This is a genomic window from Pantoea sp. T14 (assembly GCF_036663535.1).
In the GTDB taxonomy this organism is placed as follows: Bacteria; Pseudomonadota; Gammaproteobacteria; order Enterobacterales; family Enterobacteriaceae; genus Pantoea; species Pantoea phytostimulans.
Genome location: NZ_JAWUEB010000020.1, coordinates 54,548 through 80,661, shown reverse-complemented (window position 1 = coordinate 80,661; position 26,114 = coordinate 54,548). Strand labels below are relative to the sequence as shown.

Genomic DNA, 26,114 nt, shown 5'->3' with positions numbered 1-26,114 from the left:
ATGCCGTCATTTTTCAGGCAACTGCACGATCGCGCGCAGTTTACTCTTCTGAAACCTCGGTAAAAGTCTTGTTCCTCAGAAATGCGACGCAGGGCGCGTTAAGGCGATATTTCGAACGTTTTGAAGTTGTTAAGAAAGTAAAAAAAGATAATTTGCTTTGAAAATTATGGGGATAGGTGGCAGGAATTGAAAAGGGCGGCAAGGCCGCCCGCAAAAAATTAGTGCAAACGATCGCTGTTTTCGACCGTATTGGTGCGGATAGCCGCAATGTCTACTGCATCAAAAATGTAATGCGACCCGCAATAATCACAGTGCATGTCGATTTTGCCATCTTCTTCAATGATCTCATCGACTTCTTCCTGTGGTAGCGTTTTTAACACATCACCACAACGCTCGCGCGAACAGGTACATTTGTAAACGACTGGCTGCGGTTCATAAACGGTGGCTTCTTCCTGATGATATAAACGCCACAGCACGTCGTTGGCTGGCAGGTCAATCAGCTCTTCGGTTTTGATGGTTTCGGTGAGCGCCGCAAGATGATCAAAATCGTCTTTATTGGTCTCTTGTGCAGGCATGACTTGTAGCAGGATGCCTGCCGCGCCTTTTTCATTGGTACGAATAAACAGACGCGTAGGCAGCTGTTCAGAACGCATGAAATAATCTTCCAGACACTCGGCCAGCGTTTCACCTTCCAGACCCACTACGCCTTGATAACGCTCGCCTTTTTCTGGCGAAATAGTGATGACCAGATAACCGTTGCCCACCATGCTTTTCAGTGTGCTGTCATCGGGGATTTCACCTTTAAAACGTGCCACGCCGCGCAGTTCCTGGTTATTGTTGCCGTTGATCACCGCCAGCGACAGCGGGCCATCGCCCTGCAGCTGTACGGTAATTTCACCGTCAAATTTCAGCGTTGCGGTCAGCAGGCTGGTTGCAACCAGCATTTCGCCCAGTAGCGTCTGCACTGGCGCAGGATAATCATGATTTTTAACGGTCTCATGCCAGGTATTGGAGACGTTCACCAGCTCGCCGCGCACGGCCGCGTTTTCAAACAGGTAACGATGCAGTTGATCTTGTACAGACATAGGTTTTCTCTCGGTGAGGGCGAGGCGTTTCAGCGCCTGAAAGGTGTAGCGCTACTCATCGCCCGATAATTTAAATTTCATCAGATCGCGACGCTCTTTTTTATCTGGTCGGCGATCGGGATGTGGCATCGTGAGTGCATTCATTTTGCGCGCCTGCGCCATTTTCTCGCGCTTCTCAATGCTGGCGTCGGTTTCACGATACAGTTGTTGTGCTTCACTGGCGGGACGACGCTGATCGCTTACGTCCATAATCACCACGGTGCGTTCGTCATTGCCCTGCCGCAGCGTCAACTCAGCATTCAGCTCAACCAGTTTGCTGGGTTTGCTGCGCTGGCCGTTGTAATGCACTTTGCCGCCTTCAATCATTTCACGCGCGATTGAGCGGGTTTTATAAAAGCGCGCGGCCCATAACCATTTGTCGAGGCGCACGCCCTCGCTAACTTTTTCTTTCATCGCTGCTCCTGAATCAAATCAGCGTGCGGTAATCGCTTACTGCGACATGACGCTGAAAGAGTTGCTCAGGTCGACCCGAATCGGGATTACTCACGCCTAAGCACCAGCCAATGCCCCAAACCTTTGCGGCATCCAGAATCGCTTCGTTGTCATCAATAAACAGCGTACGCGGATTAATAAATCCGGTTTGCTGTTGTACCGCTTGCCATAAACGTTGGTCTTCTTTCGGATACCCAAAGGTGTGGGTAGAAAGTAATAAATCAAGGTGTGGCGCTAAACCGGTTTGAGCCAGTTTGACGTCCAGATTGTAAGGATGCGCATTGGTGAGCAAAATGGTGCGCTTGCCGGCGCGACGAAGAGCCTGCAAAAAAGGCAGCGTATCTTCGCGCATCTTAGCGCGGCTGCGCTTCTCCCAGGTCATGGCACGAATATCCAGCGCCAGCTCCTGCGCCCAATAATCCAGACAATACCAGTTTAGCGTATGCGCGACGGCCTGATACTTTTCCGCAATGATCTGCTCGGCCTGCGCCAGCGTAATACCGCGTTGCAGGCTGAGTGCTTCCGGTACATGCTCCAACCAAAAATGGCGATCAAACGCCAGATCAAGCAGCGTGCCGTCCATATCGAGCAGCACGGTATCAATTTCAGACCAGTCGAACATCATTGGTTTAACCCCGAAGCTTTACCCGAAAAAATTGGGCAACAGGGTAGCACAGAAGGAGAGGGCTCAGAATAACGAGCGCACGCTCTGTATAGAGCCGAGGTTATGATTGAAGCACTTATCGTAATAGTGCTGGATGTCGGTCATGCGCTGTCGATTAAGGTGCATGCGGCGTAGCGCCAGCAAACCGTTAATGATCCCGCAAGTCACCAGCACCAGCAGCAGCAGCGCGGTGCCGAGATAGCGCCACTGCGCCATCGCGTCAGGTTCGTTATGCAGGGCAATGTGACGCGTGCCGTTCGCATCGGTGGTGATGCTGGTAATAATACCATTGGCGCTAAAGGGAGTGTGCAGCAACATAGCGGACAAACGCTGCAGCTCATTCCACTGCGAAGGTGCATCCAGATCAAACAGTGACACACCCGGCTGCGGCTGATTCACTAACTGACGACCCTCATCGCTGACAATCAAGAAACCACCCGGCGGCGGGCTATTCAGATTTTCAGACGCACGACGCGTTTCACGGAAAAAGAAAGTTGATGTGGCGGTATTAACCAGGTTTTCCAGCGCTTCAGCGCTGACCGGACGCAGCAGCACGTTCATCCCATTCAACTGACCCGAGTCAGCGCGACGTACCAGCGCTTCCCAGTCTTTTGCATTGCCCAGGTTAACCAGCGCATTTTTCAGACGTACGCAATCTTGCTGCTGACTACAGAGATCTTGTGTTTTCAGGACTAAATCTGAGAAATCGTCTAACAAAATCATGCCCGATTTTTGAATGGCTGAAGCCAGTTGCGGGTTGAGTTTGGGATCGGTATTGGTTTCCGGGTGCAACTGTCGGGTAGTGGTATCCAGCAGCGCAGCCGCTTTATCAATAATATCTGATTGCGGCTGGGGTAACGGCGTGGCGTTGTTCCAGTAAACGGCTGAGCAATCGAATGGCATGTAAGCGTAGCTGCGATTGCTTTGATAATTATCAGGCACTGAACACATGCCTGTACCGCTGACCTTCAGGCTGTCACCAATATTGAGAGCAACGCCATTAAGTTTATCTACGCTGCTGACTTGCAGGCTATCGGTGCCTTTCGCCCAGGCAAGGCTGAGCTTGATCGGCATGCTAAGTGGAACCCAGGTTACCAGTAGCGTCAGCACCAGCAGCGACCCGCATGCCAGTACCACGTTTTTACGCCAGCGTTGAATCGGAAAATTTTTGACTTCGTCCTGCAGAGAAAGAAAACGTCCCTGACGCACGACTTGTCGATTGAGGTAGATCTCGACATCAGTCACCTGGCCCAAATCGTGGGCGACGTAAGGCAGCCAGTGTGGCGGATAGGTTAAATCAATAATGCCTAGCGTGATGTTGCTCTGCTCTTGATTAGATTCGCCAAACAAGCCCCAGCGTTTAGGTGCGCCACGCAAACAGTGAATGTCACGCAGGCTACTTTCAGCGGGAAAGCGATACAACAACCACAGGCTAACGCCAATCATGGCGCATCCAGCCAGCAGCAGCCAGATCATCAAACTCGTGGGAAGCAGCAGACTGACAAAAAACAGCAAAAAGGCCAACGAGATAGTCACGGCTTCGCGTGTGCCATCCGGGCGGGAGAGGCGATACTCTTCCGGCGTCTCTTTGCGCACCTGCAGTAGCTCAACGTTCTCACTTTCCGCTTTACGAATAGAGGCGTTGGTGGACATGGGCCGCATCAACGTCGGCAGGGCAGATTGATTTAAGGCGTAATCAATCAGCGAGTGGCCATTAAGCGAAATAACCAAAGGAATGGATTGGGTGCGAATCAGCTCAACGTAGTTCTCGTCGGCGATGTATTGTTCCCATAATGGCGGCAGATGAACTTCGACTTCATCCAGATAATAACGCCACTTGTGCGGATCGTCGGTCGATAAACCGTAGCGCGTAATTGCACGGGTAACGGGATAGACATTATTGCTTTGCGCGGTTAGCGCGATTTTGCCATTGCTAGGGCGTTTCTCGCCGGGCAAAGCATCGCGCGGCTGCTTTTCCAGTGTCGCGACATATTTTTCAACGGCGATGCGTTCTTCATCAGAGAGTTTTCTGCAAGGCGGACTGATAAATGGCAGTGGTTTCGCCAACGGCGGGCGATGCCGCATAGCGTACCAAAATCCGATGCCTGCCAAAATTGAACAGGTTAGCACTACGGCCAATAGGGTAATTATTGTGCTCATGCTTTGCTCAATTCAGCCAAAATACTGCCTTCACGTTAAATACGCACTCCTGGATGCTCCCACAAGTTAAGACAAATTATGCGGGAATAAACAACGCTGACAAGTTAAACACCAGATGAAATACTGCTGCAAATCATTTAATTAGAAGTTTTTACAACATGCCTTGTCGGAATGGTAACTGGCAAATGCTTAATTAAATATCGGTATTATCTGAATTTTAAAATGCAGCATTGACTAATTAAAAATAGTGTTCAGTAGTAACCTAAGAGGTTTATGGCATTGTGCTGACGCTTCCTGCTTCCCCGATTAACTGACTGTCGCACATTTGGACGCGGTTAGGTATGCTGATCCGCTCCTGACCGCTAGTGCAGCAATGTTTGAGGCTGATATGAAAAATACGTTAAAAAAACCTGACATCCTCAAGGTGGAAACTGTGGCGCGCTCGCGGCTATTCACGATCGAAGCGGTCAATTTAACCTTCAGTAACGGTGCTCATCGTGTTTACGAACGCATGAAACCTTCGGAACGTGAAGCCGTAATGATCGTGCCCATCGTGGATGATCATCTGATTTTGATTGAGGAATATGCCGTCGGGCTGGAAAGCTACGAACTCGGTTTTCCTAAAGGCTTAATTGATCCGGGCGAGTCGGTGAATGAAGCGGCCGATCGAGAGCTGAAAGAAGAAGTAGGCTTTGGCGCGGGCGAGCTGACGTCGCTTGGCAAACTCACCATGGCACCTTCTTACTTCTCCAGCAAAATGAATATTGTGGTGGCGGAAGGCTTGTATGAAGAGAAGCTGGAAGGGGATGAGCCGGAACCGTTAATCGTGCGCCGCTGGCCTCTGAGCGACATGCTTTCGCTGTTGCAGGAGCCCGACTTCCGCGAAGCACGCAACGTTAGCGCGCTGTTTATGGTGCGTGAATGGCTGGTGAAGCAGGGCCGTATTCAATACGAAACTTCAAAAAGCTAAGGCATAAAAAAAGGCTGACATCGTCAGCCTCGGCATTCGGAAGGGACGACGTTAGTCGTCCCTTTTTACATCAGAACAGCTCATGGCTTTGGCCATTATCCATGATGGTAGTACCAACATCGTGGACAGAATACTCAGTAGGCTGCGTGCCATTAATGAAGAATTCCTGACGCGTATTTCCGCCGTTAGCCAGTTTGCCGGTGTTACGGTCGATAGTGACCGTAACCACGCCATCGGGAGGTGTTAACGGTTGCACCGGTACGCCATCCAGCGCGGCTTTCATATAGTCGTCCCACGCCGGTTGCGCACTCTTCGCGCCGCCTTCATAACCAGAAATCTGATCGGGAATCGCACCAGACAAGGTGCTACGACCCAAATCGCGACGTGCATCATCAAAGCCAATCCACACCGACGTGACTACGCCCGGGCCGTACCCTGAGAACCACGCATCTTTTGAGCTGTTAGTGGTACCCGTTTTACCGCCGATATCATTACGCTTCAGATCGCGTGAGGCGCGCCAGCCCGTTCCCATCCAGCCCGGTTCGCCAAATATATTGGTGTTGAGCGCGCTCTTGATCAGGAACGACAGCGGGGTATTAACCACATGTGGCGCATATTGCTGATCGCCATTTTGCTGTGACTGAGTGGGAACCTGCTCCAGTTCCGGCTGCGGCACTGCACTGTTTTGATTCTGATCGGAAGCCGCGACGTTTTCGACGCTCTCCTCGTTTAACGCGAGGGCTTTCTTCGTATCACCATAAATCACCGGCAGATTACACTGTGGACAGGCAATTTTTGGCTTTTCTTCAAACAGGGTTTGTCCCTGTGCATCCTCAATCTTTTTGATGAAATAAGGATTGATCAGGAAGCCGCCGTTCGCCATGACTGAATATCCACGTACCACCTGCAGAGGCGTAAACGAGGCTGCACCCAACGCCAGCGATTCGGTATGAACAATGTTTTGTGCAGGGAAGCCGAAGCGCTGTAAATACTCAGCAGCATAATCAACACCCATTGCACGCATTGCTCGCACCATCACGACGTTTTTCGACTGACCTAAACCCTGACGCAGACGAATCGGGCCGTCGTAGGTTGGCGGTGAGTTTTTCGGACGCCAGTCCGCGCCTGCGCCTGCATCCCAGCGCGAAATCGGTACGTCATTCAGAATTGAAGCCAGCGTTAAACCGCGATCCATCGCTGCGGTATACAAGAACGGTTTGATGTTTGAACCGACCTGACGCAGCGCCTGAGTTGCGCGGTTAAACATGCTCTGATTGAAGTCAAATCCACCCACCAGTGCACGAACTGAACCGTCTGTCGGATCGAGTGAAACCAGCGCAGAGTTCACATCTGGTACCTGTCCCAGCCACCAGCTGTCACCGACTTTGCGTACCCAGATTTGCTGCCCGGCCTGTAACACTTGCGTCACGCTCTTCGGCGTTGGCCCTTGCAGCGTGTCTGATTTATAAGGACGCGCCCAGCGCACGCTGGCCAGCGTTAACGACACGTTGGTGCCGTCTTTCATTATGGCTGTGGCTTCATCGCTGTTCGCATTGGTGACCACCGCCGGAATCAGCGGACCGTAAACCGGCAACTTTTTCAGTGCTTTTTCGATTTCCGTCTGGTTCAGTGCGGGTTCACCCACTCGCCACAACACATTGGTTGGGCCGCGATAGCCATGACGCATATCGTAAGCCATCACGTTGTTGCGCACCGATTCCTGCGCAGCCTGCTGCAGTCGACGCGTCACGGTGGTGTAAACCTTGAATCCTTCGGTATAGGCATTTTCGCCGTACCGCTTCACCATTTCCTGACGCACCATTTCGCTGAGATAGGGTGCGGAGAAGGCGATTTCCGGTCCGTGATATTTGGCCACCAGCGGTGTGTTGTGCGCTTCATCATACTGCTGCTGGGTGATGTAATGCTGATCCAGCATACGGGCCAGCACCACGTTGCGGCGCGACAGCGCGCGGCTGTGAGAGTAGAGCGGGTTAAAGGTAGACGGCGCTTTCGGCAGACCGGCAATCATCGCCATTTCGCTCAAGGAAAGCTGATCCACTGGCTTACCGAAATAGACCTGTGCAGCAGCACCCACGCCATACGCGCGATAGCCGAGGTAGATCTTATTCAGGTAAAGCTCAAGGATTTCATCTTTCGTCAGCAGCTGTTCAATGCGGATCGCCAGAAATGCTTCTTTGATTTTACGCATCAAGGTGCGTTCAGGGCTAAGGAAAAAATTACGGGCGAGCTGCTGAGTAATGGTACTTGCACCTTGCGAAGCGTGGCCAGAGACCAGCGCAATGCTGACGGCACGAAATATCCCGATCGGATCGACGCCATGATGCTCATAAAAGCGGCTGTCTTCGGTCGCGATAAACGCTTTTACCATCTCAGGCGGCACCTGTTGCAAGCTCAGTGGAATACGGCGCATCTCACCATATTGAGCCATCAATTCGCCGTCTGCGCTGTAAACCTGCATTGGAGTTTGCAGGCGCACATCTTTCAGTGTGTTTACGTCGGGTAACTGCGGCTCTATGTACTTAAAAAGACCATAAACCGAGCCGACTCCCAGCAAAATGCAACACACTGCAAGGATCAATAAATACTTTACGAACTTCACCTGAGATTTCCCATCTGTTGTCAATTGGGCAGTTTATAAACAACCGCGCGGTAGTATAAAGGCAAGCCAGACGCTTTGATATGTCCATTTTCCCCTGACGATAAGGAGATCGCGCGCATGGCTTTTCACACATGGCAAATTGGACTGGATATTCAGAATAGGCAGCTTTGTGCCCTCGCCATCCAGCCTCATCGAGAAGGCTGGAAGTTGTGCCACTGGTGGCAGCAGCGGCTGCCGCAAGATACGTTAAGAAACGGCGTGCTGCAATCTTCGCCTGAATTAGTCGCGGCGTTAACCACATGGCGCAAGCGCTTACCGCAGCGCTACTCGCTACGCGTTGCACTGCCTGATCATCTGATACTGCAACGGCCTTTGCCGCTGCCAACACAATTGCTGCGAGAACCCGCAATGCGGCGTTACGTTCAGGCCGCGGCGCGAAAACTGTTTCCCATTGAGCCGGAGGCGCTGGCGCTTGATTACCGTGCCGATCCCGCGAGCGGCCAGCTCTGCGTCACGGCGGCGCGGCAAGCCGTGGTTGAACAGTGGTATGCACCGTTACACCAGGCAGGGTTACAACCCGCGGTATTTGAACTGACTTCTCAGGCATTTAATGTGACAGCTAAAGCCGCCAGGTTACCTGTAAATGGCGTACTGGTTTTACGTCATGAGACGCGCTGGCTGTGGAGCAATGGCGCCGCAAGCCACGGCACTAGCGAACTCGCCACGCTGGCAGAACTGCAACAGCAGTTACTGCCGCAAGGTATCAATATCCGATTATGTGATAACAGAGAAATTGCCCTTTCCGCTGGCGCAGAGCCGTTTTCCCCCTTCGATTTGTTTCACTATAAGCAGCCACCAATGCCGGAATACGCCAGCGATTTTACGCTCGCTGCTGGACTTGCTTTACGTGCGGAGGATCGCTGATGGTCGCAGTGAATCTTCTGCCCTGGCGTCAGTTGCACTGGCAGCGTCAGCGGCGACAAAGCTTCAGTATTGTTTCGCTGTTGCTGTCTGCCATTGTGTTACTCGTTGCGCTACAGGCGTGGCGTACGCATTCGATTTCGCAAGCCGCGCTTCAGCAACAAGAGACGCTACGCACGGCATTGGATGAGATCGCTCAACGCCTAACGCTGCAAAAACAGGCGATGCAACGGCTGGCTACGCAGCAAAAGCGGCTGGATAACCAGCAAATTCAGATTCAACAGCTTGCCCGCTGGCAACAATTTTGGCTCGATTTACCGGCCTTACTGCCTGACACGCTCTGGCTTCAACGGCTGGAAATGCGCGACCTCCAGCTATTTTTAGAGGGGCATGCGCAGGATATGCAGGCAATTCGCGCTTTCCGTCATCAACTGGCGAATTATCCACTTTTCACTTTAGTGCAGCAGGGCAGCGTAAAGCGCCAGTCAGAAGGAGATTATCGTTTCTCATTGCGGGCGCAACTGCAGGAGATAACCGATGAATGAGTGGATACAGCGCTGGTTAAATCTGAGTACATTGCCGCGCTATATCCTGTTAATGGCGGCAGCGCTGAGTTTGCTACTCATTTGCTGGATAGCGATATTGCGTCCGCTAAAAGTAGCCCAGAGCGCATTGCTGCTTTCTCTGGAACAGCAGCAACATAGCTTGCAACGGCGTCAACACCAGCTTGCGCAAAATCCCTCACTGGAAACATTGCAACAACAGTGGGTGCAAGCATCGGCGCAGTTGCGTTCCGCTTCTTCAGCCCCCGCGTTAGAAGCCCTTTTAGCGGCGCGGGGTCAGCAACTGGAACAATGGCAGCCGGATGCTCAACCGCGAGCGTTAACATTGCATCTTCAGTGGGCGCAATTTCAGCCGCTGTTCGCCGAAATGGCTACATCTTCTGCGCCGTTTCCTCAGCGTTTTCAGTTGGCTATGCAGCAGGCGCACTTAGTGGCTGAACTTTGGCTGGAGCATGAAGATGCACCGTAGCCTGCTCCTTTTACTGCTGTGTTGTTGCAGCGTGCTGGCACGCGATCCGTTTCAACCTGTTCTGGGTACAGCCTGTGTTCAGCCAATTGAACCGCTAGCGGGCTGGCGCTTGCAGGGCATCATTGGCCGTGACAACCATTTCCAGGCATGGCTGCTCGCCCCACAGGGAAAAGCCGTCAAAGTACATACAGGTGATCCTTTTCCGCTTGTGCCGTGGAGAGTGAAGACATTAACGCGGCATAGCGTCTCGCTGAGCGTTGAAAACAGCTGCTCAATGCAAACAATCTCATTCCAATTAAAAGGACGCGCACGTGATAAGGACGATCATTTTAACGTTGGCCTTGTGTTGTCTGACGCCAGCCTTCGCCAATGATGAAAAACTCAGCCTTGCCTTTGATGATGCGCCGGTGGAGCGCATTTTACAGGCGCTGGCTGATTATCAAGGTATCAATCTGCTGATCGCACCCGACGTACAAGGTGCTCTCACGCTGCGGCTGGATGATATGCCTTGGTCCCAGGCGTTGGATCTGGTTTCACGTATGGCGCGCCTGACGCTGATTGAAGAGGAGAACGTCCTACTGGTTTATCCCGAAAGCTGGCAGCAGCAACAGCAGAAAGAGGAAAAAGCGCAGCAGGAAGAGAAGCAACATCAGCTACCCTTGAAACAGCGTCGTGTCGTGCTGCATTACGCTAATGCCAGCGATGTGCATCGCAGCCTGCAGGGAGAACGCCAGTCATTGATGACGCCGCGCGGCAGCGCCACTGTCGATAGTCGTACTAACACGTTGCTGTTACGCGATACCGAGGCGGCGTTGAAAGAAACTGAGCGCTGGCTGCAAGCGCTAGATGTGCCGCTGGAGCAGGTGGAGCTGGCCGCGCATATTGTGACCATCAGTGAGGAGCATTTGCATGAGTTGGGTGTGAACTGGGGTTTGCACACTGCCGAAGGTGCTGTGATTAATGCCTTACGCAATCCTCAACTGAATATACCCCTTGCTATCAATGCGGCTGGCGTAAGCGTCGGCGTTACGCTGGCACGAATCGGTGGACAATTGCTTGACCTGGAGCTAAGCGCGCTGGAACAAGAGAATCAAATCGAAATCATTGCCAGTCCACGTTTGTTTACGTCTCATCAGCAAACCGCTTCTATTAAGCAGGGCACTGAAATTCCTTATGAAGTATCAGCGGGAAACAGCGGTGCGACCAGCATTGAGTTCAAAGAAGCGGTGCTGGGCATGGAAGTCACGCCGACGGTGTTGGGCAATGGGCGCATTCAGCTGAAAATTCGCATCAGTCAGAATGTGCCGGGCCGCAGCATTAAAACGGGTGAAACCGAGGTGCTTTCCATTGATAAACAAGAGATTGAAACGCAAGTGACGTTGAAAGATGGTCAGACGCTAGCGCTCGGTGGTATTTTTCAGCAGCAGCGAAGCCGGGGGCAAAATCAGCTGCCACTACTCGGTGATATACCGCTATTAGGCGCGCTGTTTCGTCAACAAACGGAAGAGCGTAAAAAAAAGGAGCTGGTTATCTTTATTACACCGCGATTGGTCAGGGAAGCAGCGCTTACCGCCGGATAAACCGGAAAATAGCGCCCTAAATGCCATCTACGTTGACGCAGCGCAGGAATTAGCATACAAGGTTTAGCGATTTTCAATACGTTGTAACCGTCCATGTTGGTTAAAATCCAGCAAAGGAATCAGTAATCTCCTCTGAAAGCCGCGTTGTAAAAACGCAGTGCTGACGCGTTACAGTTTCGCGAACGACAGGCCAATTCAGAAATGGATGTGCTGCAAGCAATATAATCGGTTGCCAAACAGCCTTGAGTGTTGAGATAATTTTCCATCTGACTCTTGCTAATGCTCATGAGGTCTCAGTTCCTGTCCCGCCAGCGAGAAGCTGAACGCGGGGTATCATTAACGAATTCTTAGTAATACCGACAAAATGGCAGAGAAACGCAATATCTTTCTGGTTGGGCCGATGGGTGCCGGCAAAAGCACTATTGGCCGTCAGTTGGCTCAGCAACTCAATATGGAGTTTTTCGATTCCGATCAGGAAATTGAGCGACGCACCGGAGCGGATGTGGGCTGGGTTTTTGATGTCGAAGGCGAAGATGGCTTTCGCGATCGCGAAGAAAAAATCATTAATGAACTGACCGAGAAGCAAGGCATTGTCCTGGCGACGGGCGGTGGTTCCGTTAAATCCCGAGAAACCCGTAATCGTCTCTCCGCCCGCGGTGTCGTGGTGTATTTAGAAACCACTATCGAGAAGCAACTGGCGCGCACGCAGCGTGACAAAAAACGTCCGCTGTTGCAGGTGGATTCACCGCCACGCGAAGTGCTTGAAGCGCTGGCTGGCGAACGTAATCCGCTGTATGAAGAGATCGCTGATGTCACCATCCGTACTGATGATCAGAGTGCGAAAGTGGTGGCGAATCAGATTATCCACATGTTGGAAAAAAGTTGATCCAACACCCAAAAGCTCTGTAACAGGTATTGAGCATCATGGAGAAGATCACTGTTTCATTGGGGGAACGTAGTTACCCCATCACTATCGCCGCCGGACTGTTTAACGATCCGGCTTCTTTTTGGCCGTTAAAGGCAGGCGATAATGTCATGCTGGTAACTAACCAGACATTGGCACCGCTCTACCTTGAGAAACTGTCGACGCTGTTGACAGCGGCGGGCGTGAAAGTGGATCAGGTGATTTTACCCGACGGCGAGCAATACAAAACGCTCGCCGTGATGGATCAAGTCTTTACAGCATTGCTGCAAAAACCGCATGGTCGCGACACCACGCTCATCGCCTTAGGCGGCGGCGTGATTGGCGATCTAACCGGTTTCGCCGCCGCCAGCTATCAACGTGGCGTGCGCTTTATTCAGGTGCCGACCACCTTGCTGTCGCAGGTTGACTCCTCGGTAGGCGGCAAAACCGCTGTTAATCATCCGCTCGGCAAAAACATGATCGGGGCATTTTATCAGCCCGCTTCGGTGGTGATTGATACCGACTGTTTGCACTCACTGCCGCCTCGTGAACTGGCGTCGGGTCTGGCGGAAGTCATTAAGTACGGCATCATTCTTGATGGCAAATTTTTCACGTGGCTGGAGCGCAATCTTGACTTGCTGTTGACGCTGGATACGCAAGCTATGGCTTACTGTATTCGCCGCTGCTGTGAGTTAAAAGCAGAAGTCGTTGCGGCTGATGAACGTGAAAATGGTCAGCGTGCGCTGTTGAATCTGGGCCATACCTATGGCCACGCGATTGAAGCGCACATGGGTTACGGCAACTGGCTACACGGCGAAGCGATTGCGGCAGGCATGGTGATGGCCGCACGTACTGCTGAACGTTTAGGTCAGTTCAAAACAGACGATGTCGATCGTGTTATCGCTTTACTGCAGCGCGCTGGTTTACCCGTGCACGGCCCAGAAGAGATGAAAGCGGAAGATTATTTGCCCCATATGATGCGCGACAAGAAAGTGCTCGCCGGCGAATTGCGTCTGGTGTTGCCTTTGTCGATCGGCCGCTCTGAAGTGCGTAGTGGCGTGACTCATGATAGGGTGCTGGCTGCAATTAACGATTGCCAGAAATCTTGATATTTAGCAGTTAAGCGGTAAAGCGGCGCGTAAAAGCGTAACGCGATAACCGCTTTACGGAGGAGGCAAAATGGATGAGTTCAAACCGGAAGATGAGTTAAAACCTGACGCCAGTGACCGCCGTCCCTCGCGTCCACGCAAGTCGTCTTCTGCACCTAAAGTGCCGGTTTCCCGTCAACACATGATGATGGGTATCGGCATTTTGGTTTTGCTGCTGTTAGTGTTGGGCATTGGCTCGGCGTTAAACGGTTCAGACGAGAGCAAACCGGCGTCGACTGGAAACAATCCTGCATCTTCTGGCGGCTCTAACGCTACGGGTGACAGGAATATCGATCTTACCGAATCGACCTCCATGGCGGGCGGACAAAACACGCCTGCGACCGAGGCACCCGCGGAAAACAGCGCGCCTGTGGCGGATAATGCCAGCAGCGCGCCACGTGATGTCTCCATGCCAGCGGTCTCTTCTACACCCACGCAAGCCGCACCGGTAGAAGCGCCTGCGAACCAGCAGCGTGTTACTTTGCCAGGCGATCTCAACAGCGCGCTGAGCAATCAGCAGCAGCAAGTTGATAATGCTACCCAGAGCGCTACCAGCTCTTTGCCAACGGCGCCTGCGACGGTAAGCGGTAACGCAAATAGTGGAACAGCAGCGCCTGCTATCCGTCCAGCACCGGTAAAAAACAGCACGCCAGCGCGTGCTCAGCAGGAGCAGCCGCACAGAATTGCTTCGAAACCTGCGACCAGCGAAAGCAAAACACACACCACGCCAGCGCGTCCAGTAACCAGCGGTTCGGGCACCAGCAGCACGGCAAATAGCGCGAGCAGCACATCGCTGCCGGGCGGCAATTACACCTTGCAGTTGAGCGGGGCATCGCGAGCTGACAGCCTGAATGCCTGGGCGAAAAAGCAGAATTTAAGCAGTTATCACGTATACAAAACTACCCGTAACGGTCAGTCGTGGTTCGTACTGGTGAGTGGATCGTATGCGACACCAGCCGATGCCAAACGTGCCGTTGCCTCGCTGCCAGCCGGTGTGCGTGCGCAGAATCCATGGGTCAAACCGCTGAGCCAGGTTAAGAAAGAAGCCCAATAATAGATGTGGGGCCAGCGATGTTGGCCCCGTTTTAAGCGCAGATCTGCTGTCGGTCCAGCCACAGCCTTACCATAAGATGTATTACCACGACAGCATGAAGAAAAATCGCGCTTTCCTGAAATGGGCGGGAGGAAAATTTCCCTTAGTAGAAGAGATTCATCGCTACTTGCCGCAAGGCGACTGCCTGATTGAACCCTTTGTTGGTGCCGGATCGGTGTTTCTTAACACTGAATTTGATCGCTACATCCTTGCTGATATCAACAACGACTTAATCAATCTCTACAACATTGTCAAAAACCGCACGGCAGAATTTATTCGTGATGCACAGCTGTTATTCACCCCAGAAGGGAACAGCGAAGTCTGTTATTACCTGCGCCGTACCGAATTTAACCTCAGCACCGACAGCTATCAGCGTGCGCTGCTGTTCCTCTATCTGAATCGCCACTGCTACAACGGTTTGTGCCGTTATAACCTGCGCGGCGAATTCAACGTGCCCTTTGGTCGTTATCGCAAACCCTACTTTCCTGAAGCGGAACTGTTATGGTTTGCCGAACGCTCACAGAAAGCGACATTTGTCTGTGAGTCATACGATGTTACCCTGACCAATGCCCTTAAAGGCTCCGTGGTGTATTGTGATCCACCGTATGCACCGCTCTCGACAACGGCTAATTTTACGGCGTATCACACCAACAGTTTTAGCCTGCGTGAACAGCAGCATCTGGCGGAGTTGGCGGGCAAACTGGCGACTGAAAGCCAAATTCCTGTATTGATTTCCAATCACGATACTGCGCTAACGCGTTTGTGGTATCAGGATGCAGTGTTACATGTGGTTAAAGCCCGGCGTTCTATTAGCCGAAGCATAAGCGGTCGCACAAAGGTCGACGAACTGCTGGCGCTCTATAGCTAGTCTGTTTCGTCCGCGACCAACGCATTACGCCAACCGTATGGTTGGCCACAACAGTGGGAGAATCGGATGAAACAATATTTGCTGGCCCCTTCAATCCTTTCGGCGGATTTTGCCCGTCTGGGTGAAGATACCGCAAAAGCCCTGGCGGCTGGCGGCGACGTGGTTCACTTCGACGTCATGGATAACCATTACGTTCCCAATCTGACCATGGGGCCAATGGTGCTAAAAGCGCTGCGCGATTATGGCATCACCGCACCTATCGATGTGCACCTGATGGTGAAACCGGTCGATTCTCTGATCCCTGATTTCGCCAAAGCCGGTGCTACCTACATCACATTTCATCCGGAAGCCAGCGAGCACGTTGACCGTACGCTACAGATAATCAAAGAACATGGCTGCAAAGCGGGTCTGGTGTTTAATCCGGCAACGCCACTTAGCTATCTCGATTATGTAATGGATAAGCTAGACATCATTCTGTTGATGTCAGTGAATCCAGGCTTTGGTGGACAATCCTTTATTCCTGGTACGCTAGACAAGCTGCGCGAAGCACGTAAACGCATCGACCAGAGCGGCTACAACATCCGCCTGGAAGTTGATGGTGGCGTAAAGATTGATAACATTGGACAAATCGCTGCGGCGGGTGCCGACATGTTTGTCGCGGGTTCTGCCATTTTTGGTCATCCCGATTACAAAAAAGTGATTGATGACATGCGCAATGAACTGGAGAAAGCCAATGGCTCATTTCACTGATATTCGTGCGCTGGCCTTTGATCTTGATGGTACTCTGGTGCACAGCGCACCTGGTCTGGCGGATGCCATCGATCTTGCGCTGGCTGATTTAAAATTACCTGCCGCAGGTATTGAGCGCGTTTCTACCTGGATTGGTAATGGGGCCGACGTGATGATGTCGCGCGCGCTGACCTATGCGTTGGGCCGCGAGCCGCAACCCGATGAACAACGTGATGCGCGTGCGCTGTTTGACAAGCATTATGCTGACACGGTGGAAGCGGGCAGTACGCTGTTTCCACAAGTAAAAGCGACCCTGGAAGCGCTGCAAGCCAAAGGGATTCCGATGGCAATCGTGACTAACAAGCCAACGCCTTTTGTTGCGCCTTTGCTGGCATCCCTGGGTATTGCCGATGCGTTTCCGCTGGTGATCGGCGGTGATGATGTGATTGTGAAAAAACCGCATCCCGCAGCCATTTTCCTGGTGCTGGGCAAATTCGGTGTACTTCCCGGACAATTGCTGTTTGTCGGCGATTCTCGCAATGATATTCTCGCTGCCCAGGCGGCTGGCGTACCGAATATCGGCATGACGTTTGGCTACAACTATGGTGAACCCATTGCCACTAGCCAGCCCGATTTAACACTCGACTCTTTCGAAGAACTTTTGCCCGCTATCGGGCTGTAATTATCAGGACATAAGCATGAGCAAACCCATTGTTTTCAGCGGCGCACAGCCGTCCGGCGAACTGACCATTGGCAACTATATGGGTGCGCTGCGTCAGTGGGTGCAGATGCAGGATGATTTCCACTGCATTTACTGCATCGTCGATCTGCACGCCATCACCGTTCGTCAGGATCCTGCAGCGCTGCGTAAAGCCACGCTGGACACGCTGGCGCTTTATCTCGCCTGCGGTATTGATCCTGAGAAAAGCACCATTTTTGTTCAGTCGCATGTGCCAGAACACACTCAGCTGAGCTGGATCCTGAACTGCTATGCCTACTTCGGCGAACTCAGCCGTATGACGCAGTTCAAAGATAAATCGGCGCGCTACGAAGAAAACATCAATGCGGGCTTGTTCGATTATCCGGTGTTGATGGCAGCAGACATTCTGCTTTATCAAACTAATCAGGTGCCAGTAGGCGAAGATCAGAAACAGCATCTTGAGCTGAGCCGCGACATCGCGAGCCGCTTTAACGCGCTGTATGGTGATATCTTCAAAGTGCCTGAGCCGTTTATTCCAAAATCGGGCGCGCGCGTCATGTCGCTGCTTGAGCCGACCAAGAAAATGTCCAAGTCTGACGAAAACCGTAACAACGTTATCGGTCTGCTGGAAGATCCTAAGTCGGTGGTGAAAAAGATCAAACGTGCAATGACCGACTCAGCAGAACCGCCAGTGGTGCGTTATGACATTAAAGAAAAAGCGGGCGTTTCTAACCTGCTGGATATCTTGTCCGGCGTCACCGGCAAAACCATCGCCGAGCTGGAACAAGAGTTCGAAGGCAAAATGTATGGCCATCTGAAAGGCGCGGTTGCTGATGCGGTTTCTGGCATGCTTACAGAGTTGCAGGAGCGTTATAACCATTTCCGTAATGATGAAGCGCTGCTTGAACAGATCATGCGTGATGGCGCGAGCAAAGCGCGCGCGCAGGCACAAGAGACATTGAAAAAGGTGTATCAGGCTGTGGGGTTTGTTGCGCAGCCATAAGCGTTCATCGGTAAAAACAGAAACGGCGGGCTGAAATAGCCCGCCGTTTTTATTTATTCCGATTTTATTCGATGCAGCGAATACTCAGCACCCTCCCAAAACAGGCGCGCATTACCCTCTTTCTGTACAGCATTTTGTCGTGCTTAAAACCAACGCAATGTTTCGCGTAAACTCACTACACTGCCCACAATAATCAGGCTCGGGCTGATCACCTGCTGCGACAGTTCACCCAACTGTGCCAGCGTGCCGGTCACAACGCGTTGGCGAGCACTGGTGCCGTTTTCCACCAAGGCAACAGGCATATCGGCGCGCATTCCGTGCGTTAACAATTGCCGCTGAATTTCCGGGGCTTGCGCCAGCCCCATGTAAAACACCAGCGTCTGCTGCTCGGCAGCCAGTTTTTGCCAGCCGAGTTTGCCCTCTTTTTGTAGATGTCCAGTGACCAGCCGTACGCTTTGCGCATGATCGCGATGGGTAAGTGGAATGCCGCTATACGCTGCGCAGCCTGACGCAGCCGTGATACCTGGCACCACGCTAAACGGGATCTTATGTTGCGCCAGTACTTCCAGCTCTTCACCGCCTCGACCAAAGATAAACGGATCGCCGCCTTTTAATCGCACCACGCGTTTACCGCGCTGCGCCTGCTCCAACAGCAGCTGATTGATCTGATCCTGTGGAACGCAGTGATATCCGGCGCGCTTACCCACGAATACCCGCTCAGCGTCACGGCGTACCAGATTGAGAATGTCGTCTGATACCAGCCGATCATAAACAATGACATCGGCCTGCTGAATCTGTTGCAAACCTTTCAGCGTTAACAATCCCGCATCGCCCGGTCCGGCACCGACCAACGCGACTTCACCTAGTGCTTCGGGCGCGGCATTGAATAACGTTTCCGTTATTTGTTGAGCGCGCGGGTTGTCGCCATTCGCCAGGGTTTGCGCCAGACGATCGCTATTGAAAAAGCGCTCCCAAAAATGGCGGCGCTGACCCATTGAATGAAATTCTGTTTTTACCCGAGCGCGTAGTTTACCGGCGAACTGCGCAAGTTGACCAAGGTGCTGAGGCAGCATCGCTTCGAGTTTTTCGCGCAACAAGCGAGCTAACACCGGGGCAGATCCACCCGACGACACCGCAACCATCAGCGGTGAGCGATCAATAATTGATGGCATGATGGCGCTGGCCTGTTCGGGGGCATCGACCAGATTGCAGAAAATTTGTTGGGCTTCAGCGATATCTGCCACCTGCTGATTGATGTTGTTGTCATTAGTCGCTGCGACAACCAGCCAGCAATTTTTTAACCAGCGGGGATCAAAATGGCCATCCAGTAAAGTCAGCTCTCCCTGTTGCGCCCAATGTTGGAAAGCCGGAGAGAAATCCAGCGCGCCGACATACAGGTCTGCACCCGCTGCCAGCAGCAAACGCGCTTTGCGTTCTGCGACATCACCGCCGCCCACCAGTAAACAACGTTTACCTTGTAGACGACAAAACAGGGGGAAATACTCCATGAAAACTCCTGAAAAAAGCCCGCGTTAAGCGGGCTGAAATAGGGGGATTAAGCTGTTTTAACCGGTCCGACTGAAAGATCAGGTTGTGGGCGCTGTGCACGCGGTGTGGCGTACCAGTAACCGAGCCCCATAAACACCATGCCGGAAAGCATGTTACCCAACGTCACCCAAAGCAGATTGTGACCGATGCCGCCCAATGTCAGGCTCTCATTATGCTGACCGAACCAGGAGAGTGCAAAAACCGTCATGTTAGCCACGGAGTGCTCGAAACCGGAAGCAATAAACGCCAGCAGGCACCACCAAATCGCAATCATTTTCGCTGCGCCTTCAGTACGCAATGCCATCCAAATCGCCAGGCAAACTAACCAGTTACAGAGTGCGCCTTTGAAGAACAGGGCCATGGCGGGTTGGGCAGTTTTCGCCAGTGCAGCCGCGTGGATAAGCGAATTAGCATTAGGCAGCAGCGGGCCAGCGGCAAAGTAGTAAATCAGGGCAACCGCAACGGAGCCGACTAAATTACCCAACCAGGTTTGCGGCAAAACACACCACAACTGGCCTTGCGAAATACTGCCTGCTTTAACACCGATCGTCAGGAACATCGTATGGCCGGTGAAAAGTTCCGAACCCGCAACGATCACCAGCGTCAGCGCGATGCCAAAAGTGGCACCCATCACCAACGGCCGCAGGGCAGGATCGACAAGATTACCCAGCGTGAAGATCAAAATGATCGCTAAACCGACGTAAGCACCCGCCATCGCCGAGCTAATCCAGAAAGCCAGCGGGCTCTCCTGCGCAGTACGGACAATACGCGCCGCGTTGGCCGCGCTTTTATTCAGTGTGTCAGTAAACATGGTGTTGTCTCATAAAGTGAAATTCAGGCGCAAACTTCGACCTGGCCCGCGCTAACGCGCACCGGATACGCAGCGACCGAGCGTGCTTCATCTTCCATACAGTGGCCATCATAGAGGCGAAATCGCTGCTTTTTTAGCGGACTCGCCACCCACAATGCATCCTGATGCTCGGCGATAATGCCGCGCGACAGCACGCTGGCGTCGGCAAAAGGATCGATATTGCTGATGGCAAACAGCTGCTCATCATCACGTGGACGGAAAATGGCAATCTGCTGACCATTGACCAACGCACAGACGCCGGTCGCGGGTAAGATTTGTGTCAACTGACACACGACAGTCCACTGGCTCATGCTTCACTCTCCTCAATCAGCGTGACGGCAATACGTTCAGACGGACGCGCCGGGCGATGTTGATCGCGTTCAGTCACGATTTGTACATTGGGATCGCGTTGCGGCGAATTGATAAAGTGGGCGAAGCGCGCCTGGCTTTGTTGATCCTGTAGCGTGGCGGTCCATTCACAACTCACGCTGCCGCGCAGGCGGTTCAATTCACTTTCCAGCTGCGCATTGATGCCTAATTTGTCGTCAACGATCACGCTGCGCAGATACTCAACGCCGCCTTCCAGACTCTCTAGCCACAACGACGTGCGTTGGAGGCGATCGCCGGTACGGATGTAAAACATCATGAAACGATCGAGGTAGGTCACTAAGGTGGCTTGATCGAGATCGGCTGCCAGCAGATCCGCATGGCGAGGTTTCATGCCGCCATTGCCGCAGATATAAAGATTCCAGCCTTTCTCAGTCGCAATCACGCCGACATCTTTGCCTTGAGCTTCAGCACATTCACGGGTACAACCCGACACGCCAAATTTCATTTTGTGAGGCGTACGAATACCTTTGTAACGATTTTCCAGCATCACGCCAAAGCCCAAGCTGTCGCCGACGCCAAAGCGGCACCAGGTGCTGCCAACGCAGGTTTTTGCCATGCGCAATGCTTTCGCATAGGCGTGACCGGTTTCAAAGCCCGCAGCAACCAGCTGGGACCAAATCGCCGGAAGATCATCTTTCTGGGCACCAAACAGGCCAATACGTTGTGAACCGGTGATTTTGGTGTAGAGGTTGTACTGCTGTGCGACTTCGCCAATCACTTGCAGACCTTGCGGGGTGATTTCACCGCCCGGTGAACGCGGGATCACTGAATAAGTGCCGTCTTTCTGAATATTGCCGAGGAAAACATCATTGCTGTCCTGCAGCGGCGTATGTTGCGGTTTCAGGACATAATCATTCCAGCAAGAAGCCAGCAGCGATCCCACCGTGGGTTTACACACTTCGCAGCCGTAACCCTGACCATATTTAGCCAACAGCGCATCAAAGCTTTTAATTTCGTCTACCCGAATCAGGTGATACAACTCCTGGCGCGAATAAGGGAAGTGGGCGCAAAGATGATTATTCACTTCAATGCCCTGACGGCTAAGCTCGCTGTTAAGCACCTGCGTAATCAGCGGTATGCAGCCGCCACATCCGGTGCCGGCACGGGTTTCCCCTTTTAACGCCGCCACGGTGTGACATCCGCCTTTTACTGCTGTGATGATGTCGCCTTTAGTGACGTCAAAACAGGAACAAATCTGCGCGTTGTCAGGCAGCGCATCCACGCCAATTGACGGCTTTTCGCCGCTGCCGGTCGGAAGAATCAACGCTTCCGGATTGCCAGGTAAAGGAATCGCATTCAGGACCAGTTGCAGTAGATTGCCATAATCGCTGGTATCACCGACCAGCACTGCGCCAAGCAGCGTTTTCTGATCTTCGCTGAGGATCAGGCGCTTGTAGATAGATTTGCTTTCATCCAGCCAGACAACACTTTTCGCGCCCGGCGTGTTGCCACGAGCATCGCCAATGCCGCCGACATCTACGCCCAGCAGTTTTAATTTGGCGCTCATGTCCGCGCCAGAAAAAGCGTTATCACGGCCCAATAGCGTATCGCAGGCGACCTGGGCCATTTTATAGCCCGGCGCAACCAGGCCAAATACACGATCTTGCCAGGCGGCGCATTCACCGATGGCGTAAATAGTGGGATCGCTGGTTTGGCAGCGGTTATTAATGGCAATGCCACCGCGCGTACCGATTGAAAGTCCGCACTGCTTCGCCAGTTTGTCCTGCGGACGAATACCGGTTGAGAAGACAATAAAATCGACCTGCAACTCGCTGCCATCCGCAAACTGCAGCGTTTTGCCGCCTTTGTCATGATGAAGAATCTGTTGGGTATTTTTGCCGGTATGTACCTGCACGCCCATCTCTTCAATCTTGCGACGCAGCTGTTCGCCGCCCTGTTTGTCGAGCTGTTCCGCCATTAAGACGGGCGCAAACTCAATAACGTGCGTCTCGACACCCAGATTTTTCAGCGCACCTGCGGCTTCCAAACCCAGTAATCCACCGCCAATCACCGCGCCACGTTTGCTGCGACGTGAACAGGCTTCGATAGCGTTGAGATCTTCAATCGTGCGATAAACAAAGCAGTTGCTGCCCTCGGCCCCTTTGATGGGCGGAATCCAGGGATAAGAACCGGTGGCAAAAATCAGCGTATCGTAATGAACGGCGCGACCGGTGTTAGAGTGAATCAGCTTCTCTTCCCGGTTGAGGGTAATGGCGCGTTCGCCAAGCAGCAGCTTGACCTGATGTTTTTCATAAAAACCTTCGCGAACCAGGGAAAGTTCTTCGGCGGTGTGGTGGGAGAAGTATGCAGAAAGGTGAACGCGATCATAGGCGACGCGGGGTTCTTCACAAAAAACGGTCAACGAAAACTGGCCAGGATCAGCTTTGTCGATCAGCTCTTCTATGAAGCGGTGGCCGACCATGCCGTTACCAATAATGACGACATTGTGCTTGCTCATTGTTGCCTCAAATTTGCGATATCTGCGGCTACAATAGCGCGACGTTTTTAGCCCTTATTGATGTATATCAATAAGGGCTTTATATACCTATTTAGAGTTATATGGCTGATTTTGAAAGATTTTATCTAACCCGCTTATATTGCTGAAAAAAGCGTTATCTGGCTCGCTCTCATCATGAAGCTGAATCGTGCTAGCTTTAAGCGAATACGTCTGAATGGAGAACGCATCGCTATGACTAAACCGTCCCTGAAGTCGATTATCAATTTGCGCCTGCCCGGGCGTGATGGAGAGTGGCAGATCGATATTGCTGAAGGCAAGATCGCCGCTATTCATCAGCAGTCGCAGCACGCCGAGCAGATGAATGCGGTGCTGGATGCAGAAGGCGGATTAGCCAGTGCGCCATTTATTGAGCCGCATATTCACCTCGATACCACGCAAACGGCGGGCGAACCGACGTGGAATCAATCCGGCACGCTGTTTGAAGGCATTGAGCGCTGGGCTGAGCGCAAAGCGTTGCTCAGCCATGAAGATGTAAAGCAGCGCGCGATGCAAACGCTGAAGTGGCAAATCGCGAATGGCATTCAGTTTGTGCGTACCCACGTAGATGTTTCTGATCCCACCTTGACCGCGCTGAAAGCCATGCTGGCGTTGAAAGCGGACATGGCGCCGTGGATTGATATCCAGATTGTGGCGTTTCCGCAGGAGGGGATTCTCTCTTATCCCAATGGTGAAGCGTTGCTGGAAGAGGCGATGCGCATGGGCGCGGATGTGGTCGGCGCGATTCCCCATTATGAATTTACCCGCGAATATGGCGTGGAGTCGCTGCATAAGGCATTTGCCCTTGCTAATCGTTACGACAAGCTGGTGGATGTGCACTGCGATGAGATTGATGATGAGCAGTCGCGCTTTGTTGAAACCGTGGCGGCGCTGGCGCATCGAGATGGCATGCGCGCGCGCGTAACCGCCAGTCATACCACGGCAATGCACTCTTATAACGGCGCTTATGCTTCACGCTTGTTTCGTTTGCTCAGCCTTTCAGGCATTAACTTTGTGGCAAATCCGCTGGTGAATATTCATCTGCAAGGACGCTTCGACACCTATCCCAAAAGACGCGGTATTACGCGGGTAAAAGAGCTGCTGGAAGCGGATATTAATGTCTGCTTTGGTCATGATGATGTGTTTGATCCCTGGTATCCGCTTGGCACCGCCAACATGCTGCAGGTGCTGCACATGGGTCTGCATGTTTGTCAGCTAATGGGATATGAACAGATTGATGCAGGACTGAAGCTGATTACTCACAACAGCGCGAAGACCATGAATCTCAGCGGTTACGGTCTTGAGGTCGGTAATGATGCCAACCTGATTATTCTACCGGCAGAGAACGGTTTTGATGCGGTAAGGCGGCAGGTTCCCGTACGCTATTCGATTCGTGGTGGCGCACTGATTGCGGCGACCCAACCGGCGCAGAGCGAGATTTATTTACGGGAAGCAGAGCGGGTGGATTTTAAACGCTGAACGAGGCAGGGCGGCGCCGTAACGCCGCCCTCGGGGATTAATGCGTAACGTGACCATGCTGGCGATGCTTGGTAACAAAACCCAGCAGCACACACATGACGAACACCACAGCATACAAGCCATTCGCGGTAGAGAGCGCAGTGTGTACGCCACTCTTTTCAACAATCGGACCGGTAACCACAAAGGTCAACATGGTGCCAACGGTGCCGCAGGTCAGGATAAAGTTCACCAGCTTCGGTGAAGCGACTTTGGTTTGCAGCGAACCCAGCGTGATGATGGTGGTGTAAATTGCGCTGGAGCTGAAGCCCAGAATCATGATGATCCAACTCAACATGCTGGCGTCGTTGCTGCTGACAAACCAGTACATCAATACCGTGGCGAGGCCCGCTAACACCATTAGAATGCGTTGCAGGTCGAAGAAACGCAGCAGGAAGCTGAACACCCACATGCCAACCATGTAGGCTGTCCAGAAGTTACCGACCAACTGACCTGCGCTGGCGATATCCATGCCCATGGTTTTGGTCGCGTATTCTGGCACCCAAGAGATAAAGCCAAGCTGGCCGAGGATGTAGCACAGCGCGGCAACGGAAAGCAGCAGCACGCCCACGCCCCATTTCTCTTTTTCTACGGTTGGGCTGTTTTCTGGTTTGCGCAGCACGGGGAATTCAATAAACATCGCCAGAACAAAAATAGCCACATAGATAACGCCGATGCAGACATAAACCCAGTACCATGGCAACTGACGCGCCAGCAGAATCCCTGCCAGCACCGGAAACAGCGTGCCTGCCATGCTGAAAAAGGAGTCGGTAAACAGCAGGCGTGAACCGCGTTGACGACCTTCGTACATATGGGTAATCAGGAAAGTACCAATCGACATGGTAATGCCGCTGACCACACCCAGCACGAACATGCATAGTGAGAAGATGCTGAGATCGCGGCTGGTCATCAGGCCAATGATGGCAAACACCATTAATATGAAGCCGAAAATCAACTGGCGCTTCAGCGGGATAATAACCATCAACCAGGCGTTAAGAAAAACTGCCGCCAGGATGCCGGTATTAAGGAAGGTAAACGTATTACTCATGCTAGAAATAGGGATCTGGAAATCTTTCGCAATATCACCCATTACCATGCCGGTGACGATCACCAGCGCGCCGGTAAGCGCATACGAAAAGAAGCTGATCCAGGTAAGGCCTAGTCGATTTCGGTTTGTCATGTTCTGAACCTGTTAAGAACCGGAAGGTCGGCAAAAGTGTCAGAAAGTGTAAACGCAACTGTGATCTTAATAAACAACCAGTGAAAATCAGGATCCATATTTCATTGAATGTGTGATTTTAGTCACGTAAGACGTTGGGTTTAACGTTTGCGCTGTTTCGTTGAGCTC

Annotated in this window: 24 protein-coding genes; 14 read left to right on the top strand and 10 right to left on the bottom strand. The window is 52.4% G+C overall.

From position 1 onward, the window contains the following. Positions 1-218: 218 nt before the first annotated feature. The 4 genes from hslO to SC127_RS08655 form a co-directional block, all read right to left on the bottom strand. Positions 219-1,085: an Hsp33 family molecular chaperone HslO gene (hslO, locus tag SC127_RS08670; RefSeq protein WP_215845383.1), complete on the bottom strand. Its 867-nt coding sequence runs from the start codon at positions 1,083-1,085 to the stop codon at positions 219-221. Between the two features lie 51 nt (positions 1,086-1,136). Then, positions 1,137-1,538, bottom strand: coding sequence for a ribosome-associated heat shock protein Hsp15 (gene hslR, locus SC127_RS08665; protein ID WP_215845384.1), 402 nt, complete (start codon positions 1,536-1,538; stop codon positions 1,137-1,139). Between the two features lie 13 nt (positions 1,539-1,551). Next, positions 1,552-2,199 carry a GMP/IMP nucleotidase gene (gene yrfG, locus SC127_RS08660; RefSeq protein WP_332626040.1) on the bottom strand — a complete coding sequence of 216 codons (648 nt, stop codon included), beginning with the start codon at positions 2,197-2,199 and terminating at the stop codon, positions 1,552-1,554. Positions 2,200-2,265: 66 nt separating this feature from the next. Next, on the bottom strand, positions 2,266-4,401 hold the full coding sequence (locus tag SC127_RS08655; protein WP_243079858.1) for an intracellular growth attenuator family protein: 2,136 nt from the start codon (positions 4,399-4,401) through the stop codon (positions 2,266-2,268). Positions 4,402-4,789: 388 nt separating this feature from the next. Here SC127_RS08655 and nudE point away from each other — a divergent pair, with 388 nt between their 5' ends. Continuing rightward, positions 4,790-5,371 carry an ADP compounds hydrolase NudE gene (gene nudE, locus SC127_RS08650; protein WP_243079857.1) on the top strand — a complete coding sequence of 194 codons (582 nt, stop codon included), beginning with the start codon at positions 4,790-4,792 and terminating at the stop codon, positions 5,369-5,371. A gap of 70 nt (positions 5,372-5,441) precedes the next feature. On the opposite strand, the gene mrcA is transcribed toward nudE, so the two are convergent. Then, a complete protein-coding gene (gene mrcA, locus SC127_RS08645) occupies positions 5,442-7,991 on the bottom strand; it encodes a peptidoglycan glycosyltransferase/peptidoglycan DD-transpeptidase MrcA (RefSeq protein ID WP_215845387.1) in 2,550 nt (849 codons plus the stop codon). A 117-nt stretch (positions 7,992-8,108) separates the two neighbouring features. On the opposite strand from mrcA, the gene pilM reads away from it, so the two are divergent. The 12 genes from pilM to trpS all read left to right on the top strand — a co-directional run bounded on the left by pilM (position 8,109) and on the right by trpS (position 17,969). After that, complete coding sequence (pilM, locus tag SC127_RS08640) at positions 8,109-8,915, top strand: type IV pilus biogenesis protein PilM (protein WP_332625979.1); 807 nt, start codon at positions 8,109-8,111, stop codon at positions 8,913-8,915. After that, complete coding sequence (locus SC127_RS08635) at positions 8,915-9,457, top strand: PilN domain-containing protein (RefSeq protein ID WP_332625978.1); 543 nt, start codon at positions 8,915-8,917, stop codon at positions 9,455-9,457. Before pilM ends, SC127_RS08635 begins: the two co-directional genes overlap by 1 nt. After that, positions 9,450-9,944, top strand: coding sequence for a HofO family protein (locus tag SC127_RS08630; protein WP_332625977.1), 495 nt, complete (start codon positions 9,450-9,452; stop codon positions 9,942-9,944). Before SC127_RS08635 ends, SC127_RS08630 begins: the two co-directional genes overlap by 8 nt. Then, a complete protein-coding gene (locus tag SC127_RS08625; RefSeq protein ID WP_332625976.1) occupies positions 9,934-10,317 on the top strand; it encodes a HofP DNA utilization family protein in 384 nt (127 codons plus the stop codon). Before SC127_RS08630 ends, SC127_RS08625 begins: the two co-directional genes overlap by 11 nt. Next, positions 10,256-11,524, top strand: coding sequence for a DNA uptake porin HofQ (hofQ, locus tag SC127_RS08620; protein WP_243079851.1), 1,269 nt, complete (start codon positions 10,256-10,258; stop codon positions 11,522-11,524). The genes SC127_RS08625 and hofQ overlap by 62 nt, the downstream gene beginning before the upstream one ends. A gap of 364 nt (positions 11,525-11,888) precedes the next feature. Next, positions 11,889-12,410 carry a shikimate kinase AroK gene (gene aroK, locus SC127_RS08615; RefSeq protein WP_243079850.1) on the top strand — a complete coding sequence of 174 codons (522 nt, stop codon included), beginning with the start codon at positions 11,889-11,891 and terminating at the stop codon, positions 12,408-12,410. A gap of 38 nt (positions 12,411-12,448) precedes the next feature. Further along, the gene (gene aroB, locus SC127_RS08610; RefSeq protein ID WP_243079849.1) at positions 12,449-13,537 is read left to right on the top strand and encodes a 3-dehydroquinate synthase; all 1,089 of its coding nucleotides are present in this window, start codon (positions 12,449-12,451) and stop codon (positions 13,535-13,537) included. Positions 13,538-13,607: 70 nt separating this feature from the next. Next, a complete protein-coding gene (locus SC127_RS08605; protein WP_332625975.1) occupies positions 13,608-14,630 on the top strand; it encodes an SPOR domain-containing protein in 1,023 nt (340 codons plus the stop codon). Between the two features lie 94 nt (positions 14,631-14,724). Further along, entirely contained in the window at positions 14,725-15,537 is an 813-nt protein-coding gene (dam, locus tag SC127_RS08600) for an adenine-specific DNA-methyltransferase (protein ID WP_215845392.1), read from the top strand. Between the two features lie 66 nt (positions 15,538-15,603). Next, a complete protein-coding gene (gene rpe, locus SC127_RS08595) occupies positions 15,604-16,287 on the top strand; it encodes a ribulose-phosphate 3-epimerase (protein ID WP_243079847.1) in 684 nt (227 codons plus the stop codon). Next, positions 16,271-16,948, top strand: coding sequence for a phosphoglycolate phosphatase (locus SC127_RS08590; RefSeq protein ID WP_215845393.1), 678 nt, complete (start codon positions 16,271-16,273; stop codon positions 16,946-16,948). The genes rpe and SC127_RS08590 overlap by 17 nt, the downstream gene beginning before the upstream one ends. 16 nt (positions 16,949-16,964) lie before the next feature. After that, positions 16,965-17,969 (top strand): tryptophan--tRNA ligase, encoded by a 1,005-nt coding sequence (gene trpS / locus SC127_RS08585; protein WP_332625974.1) that lies wholly within the window; start codon positions 16,965-16,967, stop codon positions 17,967-17,969. Between the two features lie 143 nt (positions 17,970-18,112). On the opposite strand, the gene cysG is transcribed toward trpS, so the two are convergent. The 4 genes from cysG to nirB are packed head-to-tail and all read right to left on the bottom strand — an operon-like array spanning position 18,113 to position 23,215. Further along, positions 18,113-19,477 carry a siroheme synthase CysG gene (cysG, locus tag SC127_RS08580; protein WP_332625973.1) on the bottom strand — a complete coding sequence of 455 codons (1,365 nt, stop codon included), beginning with the start codon at positions 19,475-19,477 and terminating at the stop codon, positions 18,113-18,115. 47 nt (positions 19,478-19,524) lie between these two features. Continuing rightward, positions 19,525-20,328: a nitrite transporter NirC gene (gene nirC, locus SC127_RS08575; RefSeq protein WP_243079845.1), complete on the bottom strand. Its 804-nt coding sequence runs from the start codon at positions 20,326-20,328 to the stop codon at positions 19,525-19,527. 23 nt (positions 20,329-20,351) lie between these two features. Continuing rightward, positions 20,352-20,678 carry a nitrite reductase small subunit NirD gene (gene nirD, locus SC127_RS08570; RefSeq protein ID WP_243079844.1) on the bottom strand — a complete coding sequence of 109 codons (327 nt, stop codon included), beginning with the start codon at positions 20,676-20,678 and terminating at the stop codon, positions 20,352-20,354. Further along, a complete protein-coding gene (gene nirB / locus SC127_RS08565) occupies positions 20,675-23,215 on the bottom strand; it encodes a nitrite reductase large subunit NirB (RefSeq protein WP_332625972.1) in 2,541 nt (846 codons plus the stop codon). The genes nirD and nirB overlap by 4 nt, the downstream gene beginning before the upstream one ends. Before the next feature lie 231 nt (positions 23,216-23,446). Between nirB and SC127_RS08560 the strand changes: the two genes are divergently transcribed. After that, the gene (locus SC127_RS08560) at positions 23,447-24,730 is read left to right on the top strand and encodes a cytosine deaminase (protein ID WP_332625971.1); all 1,284 of its coding nucleotides are present in this window, start codon (positions 23,447-23,449) and stop codon (positions 24,728-24,730) included. 37 nt (positions 24,731-24,767) lie between these two features. Here the strand turns inward: SC127_RS08560 and tsgA are convergent, their stop codons facing one another. Further along, positions 24,768-25,946, bottom strand: a complete 1,179-nt coding sequence (gene tsgA / locus SC127_RS08555; RefSeq protein WP_215845398.1) for an MFS transporter TsgA — start codon at positions 25,944-25,946, stop codon at positions 24,768-24,770. Between the last annotated feature and the right edge of the window lie 168 nt (positions 25,947-26,114).

Coding starts and splice junctions, on each gene's coding strand:
- hslO (WP_215845383.1), bottom strand. CDS start 1,085: ATGTCTGTACAAGATCAACTGCATCGTTACCTGTTTGAAAACGCGGCC.
- hslR (WP_215845384.1), bottom strand. CDS start 1,538: ATGAAAGAAAAAGTTAGCGAGGGCGTGCGCCTCGACAAATGGTTATGG.
- yrfG (WP_332626040.1), bottom strand. CDS start 2,199: ATGTTCGACTGGTCTGAAATTGATACCGTGCTGCTCGATATGGACGGC.
- SC127_RS08655 (WP_243079858.1), bottom strand. CDS start 4,401: ATGAGCACAATAATTACCCTATTGGCCGTAGTGCTAACCTGTTCAATT.
- nudE (WP_243079857.1), top strand. CDS start 4,790: ATGAAAAATACGTTAAAAAAACCTGACATCCTCAAGGTGGAAACTGTG.
- pilM (WP_332625979.1), top strand. CDS start 8,109: ATGGCTTTTCACACATGGCAAATTGGACTGGATATTCAGAATAGGCAG.
- SC127_RS08635 (WP_332625978.1), top strand. CDS start 8,915: ATGGTCGCAGTGAATCTTCTGCCCTGGCGTCAGTTGCACTGGCAGCGT.
- SC127_RS08630 (WP_332625977.1), top strand. CDS start 9,450: ATGAATGAGTGGATACAGCGCTGGTTAAATCTGAGTACATTGCCGCGC.
- SC127_RS08625 (WP_332625976.1), top strand. CDS start 9,934: ATGCACCGTAGCCTGCTCCTTTTACTGCTGTGTTGTTGCAGCGTGCTG.
- aroK (WP_243079850.1), top strand. CDS start 11,889: ATGGCAGAGAAACGCAATATCTTTCTGGTTGGGCCGATGGGTGCCGGC.
- aroB (WP_243079849.1), top strand. CDS start 12,449: ATGGAGAAGATCACTGTTTCATTGGGGGAACGTAGTTACCCCATCACT.
- SC127_RS08605 (WP_332625975.1), top strand. CDS start 13,608: ATGGATGAGTTCAAACCGGAAGATGAGTTAAAACCTGACGCCAGTGAC.
- dam (WP_215845392.1), top strand. CDS start 14,725: ATGAAGAAAAATCGCGCTTTCCTGAAATGGGCGGGAGGAAAATTTCCC.
- rpe (WP_243079847.1), top strand. CDS start 15,604: ATGAAACAATATTTGCTGGCCCCTTCAATCCTTTCGGCGGATTTTGCC.
- SC127_RS08590 (WP_215845393.1), top strand. CDS start 16,271: ATGGCTCATTTCACTGATATTCGTGCGCTGGCCTTTGATCTTGATGGT.
- trpS (WP_332625974.1), top strand. CDS start 16,965: ATGAGCAAACCCATTGTTTTCAGCGGCGCACAGCCGTCCGGCGAACTG.
- cysG (WP_332625973.1), bottom strand. CDS start 19,477: ATGGAGTATTTCCCCCTGTTTTGTCGTCTACAAGGTAAACGTTGTTTA.
- nirC (WP_243079845.1), bottom strand. CDS start 20,328: ATGTTTACTGACACACTGAATAAAAGCGCGGCCAACGCGGCGCGTATT.
- nirD (WP_243079844.1), bottom strand. CDS start 20,678: ATGAGCCAGTGGACTGTCGTGTGTCAGTTGACACAAATCTTACCCGCG.
- nirB (WP_332625972.1), bottom strand. CDS start 23,215: ATGAGCAAGCACAATGTCGTCATTATTGGTAACGGCATGGTCGGCCAC.
- SC127_RS08560 (WP_332625971.1), top strand. CDS start 23,447: ATGACTAAACCGTCCCTGAAGTCGATTATCAATTTGCGCCTGCCCGGG.
- tsgA (WP_215845398.1), bottom strand. CDS start 25,946: ATGACAAACCGAAATCGACTAGGCCTTACCTGGATCAGCTTCTTTTCG.